The 16,203-nt window shown below is 54.1% G+C and carries 12 protein-coding genes; 5 read left to right on the top strand and 7 right to left on the bottom strand.

What is annotated here, in order from left to right:
• Positions 1-429: 429 nt before the first annotated feature.
• The 5 genes from JYE49_RS02510 (at position 430) to JYE49_RS02490 (ending at position 5,175) form a co-directional block, all read left to right on the top strand.
• The gene (locus JYE49_RS02510) at positions 430-1,191 is read left to right on the top strand and encodes an ABC transporter permease (protein WP_304583298.1); all 762 of its coding nucleotides are present in this window, start codon (positions 430-432) and stop codon (positions 1,189-1,191) included.
• Positions 1,192-1,201: 10 nt separating this feature from the next.
• Positions 1,202-2,125 carry an ABC transporter permease gene (locus tag JYE49_RS02505; protein ID WP_179217243.1) on the top strand — a complete coding sequence of 308 codons (924 nt, stop codon included), beginning with the start codon at positions 1,202-1,204 and terminating at the stop codon, positions 2,123-2,125.
• The gene (locus JYE49_RS02500) at positions 2,118-3,164 is read left to right on the top strand and encodes an ABC transporter substrate-binding protein (protein ID WP_179217164.1); all 1,047 of its coding nucleotides are present in this window, start codon (positions 2,118-2,120) and stop codon (positions 3,162-3,164) included. Before JYE49_RS02505 ends, JYE49_RS02500 begins: the two co-directional genes overlap by 8 nt.
• A gap of 165 nt (positions 3,165-3,329) precedes the next feature.
• Positions 3,330-4,319, top strand: coding sequence for a tetratricopeptide repeat protein (locus JYE49_RS02495; protein ID WP_179217163.1), 990 nt, complete (start codon positions 3,330-3,332; stop codon positions 4,317-4,319).
• Between the two features lie 247 nt (positions 4,320-4,566).
• The gene (locus JYE49_RS02490) at positions 4,567-5,175 is read left to right on the top strand and encodes a class I SAM-dependent methyltransferase (RefSeq protein WP_093955903.1); all 609 of its coding nucleotides are present in this window, start codon (positions 4,567-4,569) and stop codon (positions 5,173-5,175) included.
• A gap of 191 nt (positions 5,176-5,366) precedes the next feature.
• Here JYE49_RS02490 and JYE49_RS02485 read toward each other — a convergent pair whose 3' ends face one another.
• From JYE49_RS02485 to JYE49_RS02455, 7 genes are all read right to left on the bottom strand, one after another.
• The gene (locus JYE49_RS02485) at positions 5,367-7,142 is read right to left on the bottom strand and encodes a L,D-transpeptidase family protein (RefSeq protein WP_179217162.1); all 1,776 of its coding nucleotides are present in this window, start codon (positions 7,140-7,142) and stop codon (positions 5,367-5,369) included.
• A gap of 154 nt (positions 7,143-7,296) precedes the next feature.
• The gene (locus JYE49_RS02480) at positions 7,297-11,079 is read right to left on the bottom strand and encodes an SdrD B-like domain-containing protein (protein WP_093955901.1); all 3,783 of its coding nucleotides are present in this window, start codon (positions 11,077-11,079) and stop codon (positions 7,297-7,299) included.
• Between the two features lie 89 nt (positions 11,080-11,168).
• On the bottom strand, positions 11,169-12,053 hold the full coding sequence (locus JYE49_RS02475) for a hypothetical protein (RefSeq protein ID WP_143754424.1): 885 nt from the start codon (positions 12,051-12,053) through the stop codon (positions 11,169-11,171).
• Positions 12,054-12,218: 165 nt separating this feature from the next.
• Positions 12,219-13,178, bottom strand: coding sequence for a 3'-5' exoribonuclease YhaM family protein (locus tag JYE49_RS02470; RefSeq protein ID WP_093955899.1), 960 nt, complete (start codon positions 13,176-13,178; stop codon positions 12,219-12,221).
• A gap of 44 nt (positions 13,179-13,222) precedes the next feature.
• Positions 13,223-14,590: a replicative DNA helicase gene (gene dnaB, locus JYE49_RS02465; RefSeq protein WP_283399282.1), complete on the bottom strand. Its 1,368-nt coding sequence runs from the start codon at positions 14,588-14,590 to the stop codon at positions 13,223-13,225.
• 112 nt (positions 14,591-14,702) lie between these two features.
• Positions 14,703-15,155: a 50S ribosomal protein L9 gene (gene rplI, locus JYE49_RS02460; protein WP_093955898.1), complete on the bottom strand. Its 453-nt coding sequence runs from the start codon at positions 15,153-15,155 to the stop codon at positions 14,703-14,705.
• A 115-nt stretch (positions 15,156-15,270) separates the two neighbouring features.
• Positions 15,271-16,143: a hypothetical protein gene (locus JYE49_RS02455; protein ID WP_093955897.1), complete on the bottom strand. Its 873-nt coding sequence runs from the start codon at positions 16,141-16,143 to the stop codon at positions 15,271-15,273.
• Between the last annotated feature and the right edge of the window lie 60 nt (positions 16,144-16,203).

Here is a 16,203-nt window from a genome sequence, read left to right as displayed (position 1 = left end):
CGGCGTCTATAGCATCACCTTCGGTACGGACAAGCACACCGAGGTGACCGTCAAGGTCTACGTTGTCCATCCGGAATACGTTGAAGACGCACGTCACAACATCGGTATCAGCGCCCTGGACTTCTTCATCACCCCGGACGAAATCAAGGAATCCATGGCTATCTCCACCGACCTGAAAACCTGGGCCAGCGCCGAAGCCTGGAACCTGCAGGATGACTCCTCTATTGACATCACGGACGTCAAGTTCGATTTCGATCCAGCGGAAATCACGGAAGGCTCCTACGATATCACCTTCGCCACCCAGGGCCGGGAATACAAAGTCGAAACCACTTCCCATCATGAGGTGGGAGACAAGGTCGGCCTGCTCTTCGGACCGGATGATATCCATGTTATGCATAAGGCGGTGGTGGAATGAAATCCTTCTTCCGGATGAGCTATCCCTATTGCCTGTGGATCGGCATTTTCATCGTTGCCCCGATGCTGATGATCTTCCTGTACGCGATTACCAACACCGGCAACAGCACGCTCACCTTCCAGTTCACGCTGGACAACTTTGCCCGGTTCATCAGGGACCCCGACTTCATCAGGATCCTGCTCACCAGCCTGCGCATCGCGCTGCTGACCACAGTCGTCTGCCTGCTGATCGGCTATCCGGCCGCCCTGTTCATCGCGAACCTGCCGGACCGGAAGCAGACCTTCATGATCCTGCTGATGACCCTTCCCATGTGGATCAACATGGTTCTGAAGACCTACGCCTGGCGCGGCATCCTGCTGAACTTCGATTTCAGCAGCGAGTTCAAGGTGTTCATCGGTATGGTCTATGACTTCCTGCCCTTTATGATCATCCAGATCCATACCGCCATCGCCAAGCTGGATCCCAACCTGCTGATTGCCGCCCACGACCTGGGCGCCAACAATGTAAAATCCTTCCTGAAGGTGACCCTGCCCCTGAGCGTGCCCGGTATCATCTCCGGCATCACACTGGTTTTCCTGCCCGCTGTATCCAGCTTCTTTATCCCGCGGATGCTGGGCAACGGTGAAGTCATCCTGATCGGCAACCTGATTGAGCTGTGCTTCAAGAAAACCGGTGACTGGAACTTCGGCAGCGCCATCTCCCTGATCATGGCCCTGATTATCATCACCGCCATGTGGGCGACCAGGAAGCTGGACCGCAGCGCAGAGGAGGACTGAGAATATGGGAATGGGTAATTCCAGTAATAAAAGACTGGCCGGTCTTACGCTGGCAAGTCAGTCCGAACTTGAGCTGGCCAAGGCAAAACAACCCGGTGATGTTTCCGGTGAGCCGCTGCAGAAAAAGCCGGCAAAATGTTCCTCACGCATCTTCTCTTCCCTGTACCTGGTGCTGGTTCTGCTTTTCATCTACCTGCCCATAGTCTACCTGGTACTGTTCTCCTTCAATGAGGGGAAATCCCAGACCAACTTTGTCGGCTTCTCACTTCGCTGGTATGAAAGCCTCTTTAAGGACCGTACCATGCTGGAGAGCATATACGTCACCCTGATCGTTGCGGTCATTTCCACCGTCGTTTCCACGGTAGTGGGGACCATCTCCGCCATTGGCCTGTCCAAGGCCAGGCGGCTGATCCGCAGCGTGGTGCTGGAAATCAACAACCTGCCCGTGCTGAACCCGGATATCGTCACAGCCATCGGCCTGATGCTCCTGTTCATGTCCATCAAGCTTCAGCCCGGTATGCTCACCCTGATTCTGAGCCATATTTCCTTCTGTACGCCTTTCGTCATCCTGTCTGTCATGCCGAAGCTGCGGCAGCTGGACGACAACGTGGCGGAAGCCGCCCTGGACCTGGGAGCCACCCCCTGGAAGGCGCTGACCAAGGTCATCATTCCCCAGATTTATCCTGCAATCCTGACCGGTGCGCTGCTCGCCTTCAGCATGTCCCTGGATGACTTCGTGGTTTCCTATTTCAACGCCGGCCCCGGAATCAACACTATTTCCATGTACGTTGAGTCCATGAAGCGGTATAATCTGAGTGTCAACGCCATGGCGACCCTGTTTGTCGTGGTGGTTGCCCTGATTCTGCTCCTCACGAACCTGGTGCCCATTATTAAAGATAAAAAAGCCCAAAAGGAGGAACCCCAAAATGTCTAAGAAACTGATCTCTGCCCTGCTCATCATCTGCCTGGTGTGCCTGCCGCTGTTCGCGCTGGCGGACGGAACGCTGAATGTGTTCAACTACGGCGAATACATCGATGATGAGGTTATCTATAACTTTGAAAAGGAATTCGGCGTCCGCGTCAATTACTCCCTGAACAGCAATCCGGAAGAAATGTATACCAAGCTGCAGACCGGCGTTTCCTACGACGTGGTGGTCACCAGCGATTACATGATCGACCGGCTGATCAAGGAAGAGCGGATCCTGCCCCTGGACAAGGAAATCGTCACCAACCTGGATCAGATTTCTGACACTATGAAGGGTCTCTATTTCGATCCGGATAACACCTACAGTGCTCCCTACCTGTGGCAGAACGTGGTACTCTGCTATGACACCACGAAGATTGATCCCGCCAAGGTAGAGGAAAAGGGCTGGGAAATCCTCCTGGATCCTGAACTGGACGGCCACGCCTTCATCTATGACTCTCCCCGTGATGTCTTCATGATGGCCTTCAAGGCGCTGGGTTATTCCATGAATACCGACAATCCTGACGAACTGCAGGAAGCCTATGACTGGCTGGTCAAAATGAAGCAGGCCATTCATCCCTCCTTCGTCACCGATGAAATGATCGACGGTATGGCCCAGGGCGAAAAGTGGATCGCCATGATGTACAGCGGTGACGCCGCCTATGCCAGCATGGAAAATGAAAAGCTGGCTGTCTGGGCTCCCACCCAGGGCACCAACATCGCAATTGACTGCATGTTCATTCCCTCCAATGCCGCCAATCCCGAGCTGGCCAACGAGTTCATCAACTACGTGCTGGATTATGACAACAGCATGATGATCACCGTTGAAACCTGCTACACCTCCCCCAACGCGAAGGTACTGGAAGATGTTACCGCTCCCGGTGGAGAATTTGACGGCGTGGAAGGCTACCTGCCCCGCATGGGTTACGAGAAGGATGAAATCTATCAGTACGTCAAGCTGCTCCAGAACGAAACCCCTGAGCTGCTGATCAAGGTCCAGATGCAGTAATCATAGATAATTCAGAATTAAGAATTCAGAATTCAGAATTATTACTCTGATCCTGCTGTATGATTAACCTTCAGCGTTAAGGTAATTGTATTTCACCGAAAACGCTTGATTTCCATTCTGTTATTTAAAACCATTATTTGTGAATTGTGAATTATGAATTGTGAATTGAAACGCATCCTTTCCCTTTTGCTTGTCCTGCTGTTTTTCTGTGCTTCCGCCCAGGCAGCCACACCGGCGCAGGAACCGTCAAGGATCTGCCTGTACTGCGGTGCGGAAACCACAGCGGACGTCTGCGATCAGTGCCATGAACTGTCCATTGCCTGGACCTGCTTTGACTGCGGTACCCGGAACCTTTCCGATACCTGCAGCAGCTGCGGCAAGGAAAAGCATGCTTCTCTGGAACAGCAGGCAGCGGATCCCCATCCGCAGGTTGCCTTCCCGGCTGTGCGATATCTGGCTGCCGCCTGTGATCCGGCTTCCCTGCTCCGACTGGGACAGTTCTATGAAAAAGGGATCGGCGTCAGCAAGGATATCGATCAGGCCATCGCCTGCCTCCGGCAGGCCGGCGAAGCCGGATATGCTCCCGCCTGGGTGTATCTGGGCCGGCTCTATGACGCGGGCATCGATATGAAATCGGATCCCGTGGAAGCGCTGAACTGCTACCGGAAAGCTTCCGATCTCGGCAGTGCGGAGGGACACTGGTATGTCGGTTCCTTCTACGAGGACGGATCCGTCCTGGAGCAGAACTACGCCCTTGCCCTGGATTACTATTACAAGGCCGCCGAGGCCGGAGACGCAGATGCCTGGATGAGCGTTGCCTACTTCTATCTCCGCGGAAACGATGTGGAGAAAGACCAGAACAAGGCAATGGAATATTATCTAAAGGCCGCGGAAGCCGGCAGCAATCTTGCCTGCGACTATGTGGGTTATCTGTATATGACCGGCTCTATCGTCTCCCAGGACGTCCAGAAGGGCCTGGAATGGTATCGGAAAGCCGCGGAGCTTGGAAACGCCCGCAGCATGTATGCTCTCGGTTATGCTTATCAGTGCGGGCAGGGTGTGGAAATGAACATGGAGGAAGCCCTTCGCTGGTATGAAAAAGCCGCCCTCGCCGGCCACGAAACCGCGCTGCAGGTCTATAACGCGTTTAAATAATGCACAATGTATAATGCATAATGCATAATGATTGGTTTGTTGACTCAGTCCCAAACCTCCACATGTCATTCTGAGCAAGGCTGGCAAAAGACAGCTGCGTCGAAGAATCTCCCTCGGAACTCGGATCAACACGTAGGGTTCATTCCAATTTACCAACACACATCAATTATGAATTATGAATTATGAATTGTGAATTAATCCGGGATTCTGCTTCTCAGAATCCCGGGTTAATGTAAAGGAATAACAAATGAACAACACTGACAAAGAATTCCTGCTTGAAAAATATGCCATGGAAAACTATCCGGATGCCGGCCCCTGGAATCTGTCCCTTGAAAACAAGTATCTTGAATACATGATCACCCGCTTCTTTGAGGAACATTTCACCGTCGGTGAAGGAACCAATATCTGCAACATCGGCATCGGTGCCGGTAGTTGGGATAAATACCTGTCCTTTAAGCTGAACGGAGGCCGGCTGACCAGTATTGATATCGATGAGGTAGCCTGCCGCAAATTCAGGCTCTGTCTTGAAATTGAAAAGAACCCGGCCGACGTTCGTGTCATCGCTTCCGATGTGCTTCAGGTTGAGGGACTGGAAAACAGCATTGACATCGTCACGATGATCGGCAGCACCAGGATGGAAAGCGGCCTGTATGAATCCATCCTCAACAAAGCCATCAGCTTTGTAAAGCCGGGCGGCTCTTTCTATTACCAGTCTCTGGACCAGAATGAGAATCAGGACGCCTTCCTCCGCATCTGCGAAGCCAACGGCTTAACCATCGAAGCTTCCCTCTCCGACGATGCCTACGGCATCAAATCCCAGTACTTCAAAGTCACCAAACCTCTTCAGGCGAAATAAAGCTTGATACCGGATACCGGATTATTGGTTTATAAGTAACTATCACATTCGTCGTAAGACGAATATATCACATCCGCCGCAGGCGGATATATCATATTGAGCGGCTGTATAAACAGCCGCTCAATATATCATGTTTTTCTTTGAAAAACATATCATTGCGAAAGCCGCTGCAGTTTGCAGCGGCTTTTCGCTCAGGGTTCCGGCGTCGCGATCGGTGCCGGTGTTTCCTGCGGATTCTTCGCGTTCCGTGCAGTCTCCGCAATCAGATCCATCAGTTCCTGGTTGACGCCGCCGTTAGCCCTCAGGCCATGATCCTGCTGGAAGGCCTTGACCGCCTTCACAGTCTTCTTCAGCATCTTACCGGTAACCTTGGTATCGTAGTAACCCAGGTCCTTCAGCGTCTTCTGGAGCCAGTATACGTCTTCGCCCTGGCTGTTTTCCTTCAGCTGGCGATTGCCCAGCTGCGGTACATTATCCAGACTGTATTCCGGCTCCGCCGTCGGTACCGGCGTGGAGATAGGCGTGCAGTATTTCGTGTCCAGCGGCGGCAGCTTCAGCGCGTCGCGGAGTTCCGGATCCGGATCCATGCCTTCGACGATGGAAACCACCGTTCCGGCGCCCACATTATCATAAATCCATTTCGCGTCCCAGACCGCCAACCGGATACATCCGTGGCTGGCCCGCTGGCCCAGCTTTTTGTAGCTGCTGATCTTCATGGCAGAGTTGCTCACTGCCGTATAGATCGGAGAATGGAAAGCAATGCTGCCGTTGATACGTGTCCAGTAACGGGCATAGCTGTTGCCCCACTTGGGGAAGATACACCAGGTGGAGTGACGGCCGTTCAGTACCCAGTCACCCACGTCGCTGGGAGTAGCTTTCATACCGGTGGAACAAAGCATCTGCCGGACCGGTACTGTGTATTCTCCGTTCTCGTCCCGTCCATAGACGGATGTCACCTGGTTTGCCACGTCCACAACAATGTGGAAAGGCACCGGTGTGGGTTCAGGCGTAGGCTTCGGCGTTGCGCCGGGCATTACAATCCGGGCATCGTTAAAGATCACGTTCCATGTTTCTTCATCCACCACACCAGTGGACTCCAGGCCGTTCTGGGTCTGGACCGCCTTCACGGCCCGGGTGGTGTACTTCTGGAAGTTGCCGCTGATGGGGCCTTCGTAATACCCAAGCTCCGTCAGCCGTTCCTGCATGGTCTTGACCAGTTTACCGGAGGATCCGCTCTTCAGTTTCTTCTCAAAGGCAACGTCAGCCACGGCCACGCCGTTTTCATTGTCGTCCACCAGATAGTTGGACAGATTAGGTGCCGGCGTATTGGTATCATCCGGCTTGTCGCTCTTGCTCAGGATTCTTCCGTCCGCAATCATATCCTGGAGATCCGCGTCTGCTACACCGTTCACTTCCAGGTTGTTTTTTTTCTGCAGGTTCTCAACGGCCTTCCGGGTTGCTTCCAGGTAATTGCCGCTGATCTTTCCTTTGTAGTATCCCAGTTCTGTCAACTGCTTCTGCAGTTCCTTCACGTCTTCGCCGGAAGAACCGTACCGCAGGGGCCGGTGAGTCAGGGAAAACAGGATAGACAGTGTACGCAGGTCGGCGATGCCGGTCTGGTCCAGTTCGAAATCCGCCTGGAAGGTTTCCACTGCCTTCCGTGTACCTTCCCGGTAACGGCCGGACAGATTGCCGGTATAGTATTTCAGATCCTTCAGCCGCGTCTGCAGCGCCAGAACGTCATCTCCTTCGTCCCCAAACTGCAGTACCCTGCCCTGGAGGATTTCCTCCTGTACTTCCAGCTCTTCATCCTCCATCATGTCCACCGGCTGCGGATCAGAATCGTCTCCGTCATCCGCCTCGATCGGCACGGGATTGGAATCGTCTTCGCCATTCTCCAGCTCCGCAAAAGCGCAGGCAGAAAACAGCAGGCTCAGAGCCATCAGTAAAACAAGCAATCGTTTCATCCAGACCACCTCGGAAGTCATCGTTGACCGCCGTTTTTGTTTCGGCGTATCATTAATATTTTAATACTTTCGTAACTTTTGTGCAAGTATTTATTCAACAAATATAAAAAGGCGGCTGCTCCGAAGAGCAGCCGTCGGGTTCGGTTGATTTGGCTTAATCGTCGTCGCTGTAGCTGGCAATCCACTTCTGCGTTTTGCCTTCTCCGACGCCGGCGGGATAAACGCCGTTCTTCCGGCAGATAAAGCCGATATCGGCATTATAGTTTGCCTTATCGCTTTCCACCTGAATTTCAACGGATTCACAGATTTCCCTGTCATCCTCTTCCAGTACGGAGGAAATCATCGGGATGTCTGTCCGGTGCTTTGTCGGTTTGACTTCAGCGGGAGCGGTTACCTGCAGCGTGTAGGAAGCAGGATACAGATCGTTGAAGCGGTAGAAACCGTACTGATCTGTTTCCGTTTCCGCAACGGCTGTGCCGTCGCGCATCAGGACGATCTTCACGTTCGGGATACCGGGTTCATTCATTCCCTGCAGTCCGTCTCCGTCCAGATCCAGCCAGCACAGGTCACCCATGCGTCCGGGCAGGACGCAGCCGATATCCATCTTCAGCTGATCCTGGGCCATCTTCAGGTTAATCATGTCGGAAGTGCCTTTCCGGTTCACGGTATCCGTGATCACGGAAATCTGGTCTCCGCTCAGCCGGTGATCATTGGGTTCAATGATAACGCAACCTTCAGGTACCGTCACGTCCAGCTGGTAGCTGCCGGGCATCAGCTTGTCAAAGCGGTATGCGCCGTTTTCACCGGTGGTTACTGTCTTCAGGACTTCTCCGTGCTCATCCAGCAGGGAGACGGCTGTACCGCCCAGTGTATCCATAGTACCGGTTCCGCGGTCAATCCAGGCTGTGCCTCCGATGGCTGTGTAGCGGACGATACCCAACAGCAGGCCGCTGCGTTCCTCGTCTTCCGCCAGGGTGATACCGGAAAGCACCAGCTTGCCGTTCTCCTCGCGGAAATCGCTGCTGCCGTCCTTCGGCGCAATGGTCTGTTCATCCAGTGTGTAGGAAAGGGTGAAGTTGCCGGGTATCATCCCGGAGGTGGCAAAGCGGCCCTTTTCATCCGTACGAAGAATATCAAAGACCTTGCCATTCTTATCGTCGGTTACGGTAATTTCATAGCCGGCGGGTGTCTGTTCATCCGTATCAAACAGTCCGTTGTTGTTTTCATCCAGCCAGAACTGTCCGCTCAGGGACGCAGGCATCACAATGCCCAGCAGCTGGTTGCTCCAGACAGCACCCATGATCACGGGCAGCTGGACAGACTGGGTGTCCTTGCCGGCAGTCAGCGGCAGGTCCAGATTGTCCGTACGGCTCAGCACATACTGTGCCGGAGCGCTCACGGTCAGCGTATAGGTATCCGGGCGCAGATCGTTCAGCTGGAATGCACCGTCTTCACCGGTGGTTGCAGTAATCTCTTCCAGTTCTCCGCGGGAGGGAGTCAGGGTTACGGTGATGCCGCCGGCAGATTCTTCATCGCCTCCGCAGTCACCGTCTCCGTCATGATCCATCCAGGCCCGTCCTTCAATCCGTCCGAGGGTCAGGGCACCGCATACCGGGCCTTCCACCTCATCGCCGGACTTCATGCTGAAGGGAGCGCTGGAGCCGGTTCCTTCACCGGTGATGGTATTGCCGCCGGAAGAGGTCCGTGCGAATACGGCATGCTCAGGCAGTACGTATTCCAGCGTATAGCTGCCGGGCATCACAGCGTCAAACAGATAATTTCCGTCCTCGCCGATCACGGTGCTGAAGGCTTCGCCTTCCTCACCCATCAGGCGGACAGTCACACCGGTCAGGCCGTTTTCATCCGCATCCCGGACGCCGTTGTCGTTCCGGTCCGCAAAGACGCTTCCCTTAACGGTGCCGGGTTTGATCAGGCCGATATCCATCCCGGACCGTTTCTCGCCCAGACCCAGGGTGAAGTTCTCAGAGTAGCCTTCCCCGTTCGTCTTGTTCAGGATCACGTTGCCCTCACCCAGGCGGGTAAAAGCATATTCCTTCAGCTGCGGGAAACTGCTGTTGTTCACGCTCAGGCTGTATGTTCCGGGCGGTACGTCCTTCAGTTCAAACTTGCCCTTCACACTGGTTTTATCCTGGGCCACGACGTTTCCATCCGCATCCAGGAGCTTCACCATGTAGCCGGTTACAATCTTTTCCTTCCCGTTCATGTCGCCGGAGAAGTCGTTGTCCATATAAACGTAACCGGAAACAGTTGCAGGGTAAATAACACCGACGTTCATCTCCCGCTGCTGGGAGTTGGCCAGTTCAAAGTTCTGCCAGAAGTTTTCCCGTCTGCCCGGTCTGGACGCGAAATGGTTGCCCAGCGGATCACTGACGGTCTTTGTAAAGTCGCTTCCGTCATCCGGCAGAAGCGCACGCATCTTATAAGTGTTGGCGCGCAGGCCGCTCAGCACATAAGTGCCGTCTTCACCGGAATAGGTAACGGCCGCTTCCTCGTCCTTGGCCTGCTTGATTGCGGTGACCTTGACGCCTGCCATGGGCAGATCGCCTTCGTCATAGATGCCGTTATAGTTGGCGTCCTGGAAACAGATACCGGAGATGATGCCGGACCAGGTAAAGCCGATATACTGCTTTTCCTTACTTTCCTTATCGTTCAGGTCAAGCCTGTGATAATAGCTGGTCACGCCGTCCTTGGCGATCACCGTCTTCCTGCCGTTACGGGAAGCCGCCCGGGTGAACATCATGCCATCCGGCGTATATGCCCGCAGCTTATAAGCGGCAGGCTGGACCCGGTCAATATAGAAAGCACCGTTCTCATCGGAAACAGTCTCATAATGCAGGCCGTTCTTTTCGCCGTCCAGCTCGATTTTGACGCCCGGCAATACCGCTTCACCGTCCGAGAACAGGCCGTCCACCTGCGTCTCAAACCAGCAGGTGCCGCTGACGTGCAGGCATTTGCTCAGGGAGATCCCCGGGGTGGCAACAGTGCCTGCGCCGACGCTGAAGACATCGCTCATGGCTTCACCGTCAATCGTAAAATCAAACAGGCTGGCATATGCCTCATGTTCACGGCTCTTCTTGTTGAAGGCCCAGCCCCTGGGCAGGATCGCCTTGATGCGGTAATTGCCCTCCGGCACATTGCCGAACTCGGCAAATCCGTCAGTTCCGGTGGTCACGGATGCAACAGCTTCTTCATTCTCCGTAAACAGACAAACAACTACATTGGCAATACCCTTTTCGGCTTCATTGGGCACACCGTTGCTGTTCGAATCGGAATAAGCATAGATACGGATGACGGCGTCGCCCGGAGTGAGCGTCTTCCATTCAGGTTCCGGAGTCGGAGCGATCGCAGACAGATCATAAGGCGGCATGGTCGGCGTGGTTACAGCACCGTTATCGACCGGCGCGGGTTCCTCGTCGAAATCCTCTTCCCCATCTGTTTCATCGTCATATTTTTCCGGTTCTTCTTCATCTGCCTCTTCTTCCGGAAGCGAAGTGACGTCTGTATCCGTTTCTTCCGCGGGCGTATCCTGAGATACCGTGGCAGCGCCGTCCTTCAGCTGCTCCACAATCACCGGTACGGTGTAGGTTGAGCCGCCGTCAGGCGTCACGTCACAGGCGGCGTTGCTCAGATCCCATTCGGGATCAATGGTTTCCGCCAGTGGAACAATCCGGATCCGTTCCGTATCCGGCAGAGTCAGGGTTTCTTTACCCGCCTCGATGGTACCTATTTCCTCACCGTTCTGCATTACGCGGAATGTGCCATCCAGCCGGACGATATTTTCCGTACCGTCTGCGGAAACCTTCCTGCCGCAGAAATAGATACCCAGCGTTACCACATCCGCCTGGGCTGCAGGGATCATCCCGCACATCAGCACCAGTACGAGCAGTAACGCAATACAGCGGTTTGACTTTAACATCTTCAGAATTGCCTCCAGATAGTAGACTACAACGCGCTTTCCGGTAAACGGAGAGCGCGTCGTGACCGGTATTTACATAAAACCAGGATTCAGTTTGTTTTGGTGGCAGCTGCTGCGGTAGTGTCGATGATCTTCACCGTGTGACGGAACTTGTCATACACGTTGTCCACATAAACACTGGTGTATCCCTGCGGATAGCTGACATGCAGGATATACAGTGTCTTGTTGACGCAGGAGATGATCATACGACCCGCGATCTTGGCGCCATCCAGCGTGGTTGCCTTGTAGTTGGCATAGACGCCGTCCACGTTCATGAACTTACGGCCGGCCGTCTGGGAGCGCTCATACTTCAGGCAGGTGCCGCCGATTTCGTCCAGTCTGCTCTTGACTTCCTTGATCAGCTCGTTCTTGTTCCTGGCCTTGTCCACGGGAACCAGCTGGATGGACAGCTGCGCCGCATAGTCCACACCCGCCGTCGGGTTGGTCAGGATATAGGTGTCAGGCATACTGTCATCTTTCACCCAGCCCGCAGGCCCTTCAAAAGTCAGATGGAGAGCCGATGCTTCATACTTCTCATAGTTGAATGTCAGCGGCGGCAGCGGCGTGGGGGTGGGCTTGTCGATCGGGTCGACCAGCACAGGGGTAGCCCCGGCATACTCGCTCTTCATTGTGGGAGCAGGAGTCTGAACATCCACGATATTGCTCAGGGTCTCGAGGAATTCCTCGTCTCCGCCCTCTTCCTGGGAAGGATCGTAATCACCGCTGTCAAAGTCATCAATCGTATTCTGCTGCGGCAGCGCCGTTTCCCCGAAGAGATTCTGCGCGTCAGACGACTGAGAAGCAGTCTGCTGCTGTTGCTGCTGTAGCTGTTGCTGCTGATCCAGGGTCATGAAGGTTTCTTTCTTCTGACAGGATGACAGCACCAGAATGGAGCACAGAACCAGTACCAGGCAGAGAATCCTTTTCTTCCACATGATTTTGTTTCCTCCTTTTACGAAGTAAAACTTTTCACTCATCACTCTTCACTCATCACTTTGTGAAGGAAAACTCTGCTCTACATTCATATAGAACGTATCACAGCTGTATCTTCTTCCATCATCGTCCGGGTAAAGTTATAATTCTGAATTCTTAATTCTGAATTACTCGTCTTCCTCTCCGTACAGCGGATGATAAACTCTCCTGTCGAGACTGAAGATCTTTTCGCTGAAGGCTCCGGGAGGCGTTTTATCCGTAACGCTCTTCATGGTATTCATGCGGGCATCCATGATATCAATCCAGTGCAGCGCTTCCGCTTCCGGAAACATCGGCGGTTTGGGACTGCCGAATTCGCTCTCCCCGTGATGGCTCAGCAGCATATGCTCCAGCAGGATCAGGCTTTCTCCGGTGACCCCAGCTTCTTCCGCCACCTTATTCAGGTTGGTAATGCCGCGGACCAGATGTCCCAGCAGCTGTCCGTCCCGGGTATAGTCCGTGACATTGCCGGTCTGGTCGCTCTTCATTTCCTCAATCTTGCCCAGGTCGTGAATGATCACGCCGGCCATCAGCAGATCCCTGTTCAGCCAGGGATAAATCTTCAGCATCGCGTCTGCCAGCCGGAGCATGTCGGTGGTGTGATGCAGCAGGCCGCTGCGTTCCGCGTGATGCATTCGCTGCGCTGCCGGGAACCATCTCAGCCGGTCTCCTGCCAGCTTCAGCATTCCCCGGGTCAGCTTCTTCAGGTCTTCATTCGAGAAGCTTTCAATCGCTTCTTCGATATCTGTCAGCATATCATCCGGTTTCCGCGGCGCGCAGGGAACCAGCGCGTTCATATCCACCGGGTCATCGTCCGTGCACAGCCGCCATTTTTCCACCCGCAGCTGCAGCCGTCCGTTATACTCCTGGATCGTTCCGCGAACCTTGATCGGCTGTCCGGCTTCCGGAGTTTCCGCTTCCGGATCCCAGTTCCAGATCTTGCAGTTGATCTCGCCTGTCCGGTCCGTCAGATTCATATCCACATAATCGTTGCCTTTGCTGTCCTTCCGCTTCTCCGCGGAACGGATGAGCAGGAATCCTTCATATCGCATATCCCGTTGCAGCTGGCAAACCGAATAATTCTCCATTAACGCTTCTCTCCAAATACAACTCTTAATTCTTCATTCTTCATTCAGAATGGCGCTTCCCCGCCGTTCATCTGCTCCCTCGCCAGATTCGCGAAGGTGGTGAACTCACTCAGCCATGCAAGTTTGACCGTTCCCAGGGGACCGCTGCGCTGTTTGGACACGATCACCTCGCCGATGTTCTTGTCCTCGGTCTCTTTGTTGTAGTATTCCTCCCGATGGAGGAACATAACCACGTCAGCGTCCTGTTCAATAGAACCGGAATCACGCAGGTCACTCAGCAGCGGCCGCTTGTCAATACGGTCCTTGTTGGCACGGCTCAGCTGGGCGCATGCAATGATCGGGATCTTCATTTCCAGGGCGATGGCCTTCAGCCTGCGGCTGATTTCGCTGACTTCCAGCTGACGGCTTTCAGACTTTCCGTCTGATTTCATCAGTCCCAGGTAGTCCACCACAATCAGATCCAGGCCCTTGTCCATCATCAGCCGGCGGCATCTGGACCGCAGCTGTGTGGGAGACAGGGCTGCCGTATCATCAATATACATGGGCGCCGCAGAAAGCGGTCCAAGGGACTTGGCCAGTTTGACCCAGTCATCATCATGCAGCGTTCCTTTACGAACCCGCTGCATATCCACCCGGGCGTCCGAGCACAACATACGCATGGCAATCTGTTCCCGGGGCATTTCCAGCGTGAATACTGCCGTCACCTTGCCCTTGTTCACCGCAGCATATTCCGCAATATTCATGGCAAAGGATGTTTTACCCATGGCCGGGCGTGCACCGATGATGATCAGTTCGCCCCCATGCAGGCCGGTCAGCATGTTATCCAGATCTGTAAATCCGGTGGGTACACCAGCAATCTGACCTTTTTGCCTGGCCAGTTCCTCAATGATCTCATAGGTATTGACCAGCACTTCACTCAGGGGCTTCAGTTCTTCCCCTTCCTGGCGGTTCATGACGATATCGAATATCGCCTTCTCCGCGCCGGTCAACACGTCCTGTAATTCCTTGTCCTGGGTGTAGCACTCCCGGGTAATGTTTTTGCACGCAGCAATCAGCTTCCGTAGGGTGCTCTTTTCCCGGACAATATCAATATAGGACCGGACGTTGGCCGCGGTAGGAACATCCGCGTTGATCTTCATCAGATACCGGATACCGCCGACACCTTCCAGCGAACCCTTGCGGGACAATTCAGCCTGCAGGGTCACCAGGTCGATAGGCATCTGCTGGCGGTTCATATCCGCCATCACGCGGAAAATTTCCGCATGCTCCGGATGATAGAAGTCTTCGGGCACCAGCTGTTCAGCCGCGCGAAGCACAGCAGAGCTGTCCTGCAGCATTGCGCCCAGGACACTGATCTCCGCCTCAACGCTGTTGGGCGGCACCATGCTCCCCGTTTCTTCCCTGATGTCCATTCCTGTATTTCCTTCTTACCTGTCCGGATTTTATACCCCGCTTCAGAATGACAAATCCGGTCCTGTGATGCAAATAACTAATAATCCCGAATTCTTAATTCTGAATTCTGAATTACTTTTTCATGGGCTGCACGTCCAGCTTCATGGGCGTGGTCACTCCGGAATAGAGCCACACAGAAATTTCACGGATACCGGTCTCACGAATAGGATCGCCGATATCGATCTTCCGCTTATCCACTTTGATGCCGTGCTGCTTTTCCAGCGCGTCCGCTACTTCGGCGCTTGTTACGGAACCATACAGACGGCCCTTGTCGCCGCACTTGACTTCAAGCGCAATCACCTTATCCTTCAGGGACGCGGCCTTGTTCTTCGCTTCAGCCAGCATTTCCGCTTCGCGGGCGTCCTGGGCAGCGCGCTTACGCTGGATTTCCTTCATTGCTCCGGGAGTGGCTTCGACCGCCAGCTTCTGGGGAAACAGGAAATTCCGGGCATAACCGTCACTCACCGTTACGATATCGTCCCTTTTCCCAATGTTCTTAACATCCTTCAACAATACAACCTTCATGTTGAATCTACCTCCTGCACATTATGAATATTTTATCCCATTTCCCTTCAAAAAGCAAGAAAAACGCCCGCTTTCGGATGAAAGCGGGCAGGTAAATACAAGCTCAGGGAGGATCTTATTCCTTAACGATCTCCTTGATTTCCAGGCCGATCTTCTTCAGGGGCTCAACCAGCTTCTCAACAACGCCCTTCAGTCCCTTTTCGTCCATCTTGTCAAAGTCCACGGAATCCTTCAGCTCTTCGATCTGCTTGTTCAGGCCATCGATGGTGGTCTTCGCTTCGTCAGCAGCAGTCTTCAGGGCAGCTTCGGCTTCTTCCTTGGCTTTGGTGGCAGCGGCGGTCAGCTCGTCAACCTTCGCGGTCAGGGCATCCTTTTCGCCGGTGAGCGCTTCGATCTGGGTCTTCACGTCATCCGCAGCAGCGGCAACGCTCGTCTCGGCAGCAGCAGTCAGTTCATTCACCTTTGCGGCCAGGGTATCTTTCTCATCTGTCACGCTCTTCAGAGCGGCAGCGGCCTCATCCTTGGCGGCCTGCAGAGCGGCAGCAGCTTCGTCCTTCGCGGTCTGCAGAGCGGTGGCAGCTTCTTCAGCGGCCTTGGCGGCTTCATCCTTCACGGTCTGCAGGGCGCTTTCCGCATCGGTCTTGGCCTTTTCGGCGTCGGCAGTCAGGCTTTCAACCTGTGCAGCAAGGGCATCCTTCTCATCCGTCACAGCCTTCAGCTGGGCGGCAGCTTCTTCAGCAGCCTTGGCAGCGTCGGCAGTCAGGGTTTCAACCTGAGCGGCAAGGGCGTCCTTCTCATCTGTCACGGTCTTCAGGGAAGCAGCAGCGTCTTCCGCGGCCTTAGTTGCGTCATTGGTCAGACTTTCAACCTGAGCGGTCAGGTCATTCTTGGCCTTGGTCAGATCGCCGTTTCCCGTAAAGTACAGGACAGCAAAGACGATGGCCACGATGGCGAGCAGGGCAATAGCAGCAATACCGGTCTTCTTCATGAAAATATTCCTCCTGTTCAGTTGATAAAACGTGATCCGGCCACGCCGGTTTGGATTTGT

This window comes from Aristaeella hokkaidonensis (assembly GCF_018128945.1).
Classification (GTDB): domain Bacteria; phylum Bacillota; class Clostridia; order Christensenellales; family Aristaeellaceae; genus Aristaeella; species Aristaeella hokkaidonensis.
Note: the sequence above shows the minus strand (reverse complement) of the source record. Positions and strands in the feature narration are given on the sequence as shown.

What these genes read in the sequence shown, in the direction of transcription:
- JYE49_RS02510 (WP_304583298.1), top strand. Translation starts at nt 430, where the DNA reads ATGAGCTATCCCTATTGCCTGTGGATCGGCATTTTCATCGTTGCCCCG.
- JYE49_RS02505 (WP_179217243.1), top strand. Translation starts at nt 1,202, where the DNA reads ATGGGTAATTCCAGTAATAAAAGACTGGCCGGTCTTACGCTGGCAAGT.
- JYE49_RS02500 (WP_179217164.1), top strand. Translation starts at nt 2,118, where the DNA reads ATGTCTAAGAAACTGATCTCTGCCCTGCTCATCATCTGCCTGGTGTGC.
- JYE49_RS02490 (WP_093955903.1), top strand. Translation starts at nt 4,567, where the DNA reads ATGAACAACACTGACAAAGAATTCCTGCTTGAAAAATATGCCATGGAA.
- JYE49_RS02485 (WP_179217162.1), bottom strand. Translation starts at nt 7,142, where the DNA reads ATGAAACGATTGCTTGTTTTACTGATGGCTCTGAGCCTGCTGTTTTCT.
- JYE49_RS02480 (WP_093955901.1), bottom strand. Translation starts at nt 11,079, where the DNA reads ATGTTAAAGTCAAACCGCTGTATTGCGTTACTGCTCGTACTGGTGCTG.
- JYE49_RS02475 (WP_143754424.1), bottom strand. Translation starts at nt 12,053, where the DNA reads ATGTGGAAGAAAAGGATTCTCTGCCTGGTACTGGTTCTGTGCTCCATT.
- JYE49_RS02470 (WP_093955899.1), bottom strand. Translation starts at nt 13,178, where the DNA reads ATGGAGAATTATTCGGTTTGCCAGCTGCAACGGGATATGCGATATGAA.
- dnaB (WP_283399282.1), bottom strand. Translation starts at nt 14,590, where the DNA reads ATGGACATCAGGGAAGAAACGGGGAGCATGGTGCCGCCCAACAGCGTT.
- rplI (WP_093955898.1), bottom strand. Translation starts at nt 15,155, where the DNA reads ATGAAGGTTGTATTGTTGAAGGATGTTAAGAACATTGGGAAAAGGGAC.
- JYE49_RS02455 (WP_093955897.1), bottom strand. Translation starts at nt 16,143, where the DNA reads ATGAAGAAGACCGGTATTGCTGCTATTGCCCTGCTCGCCATCGTGGCC.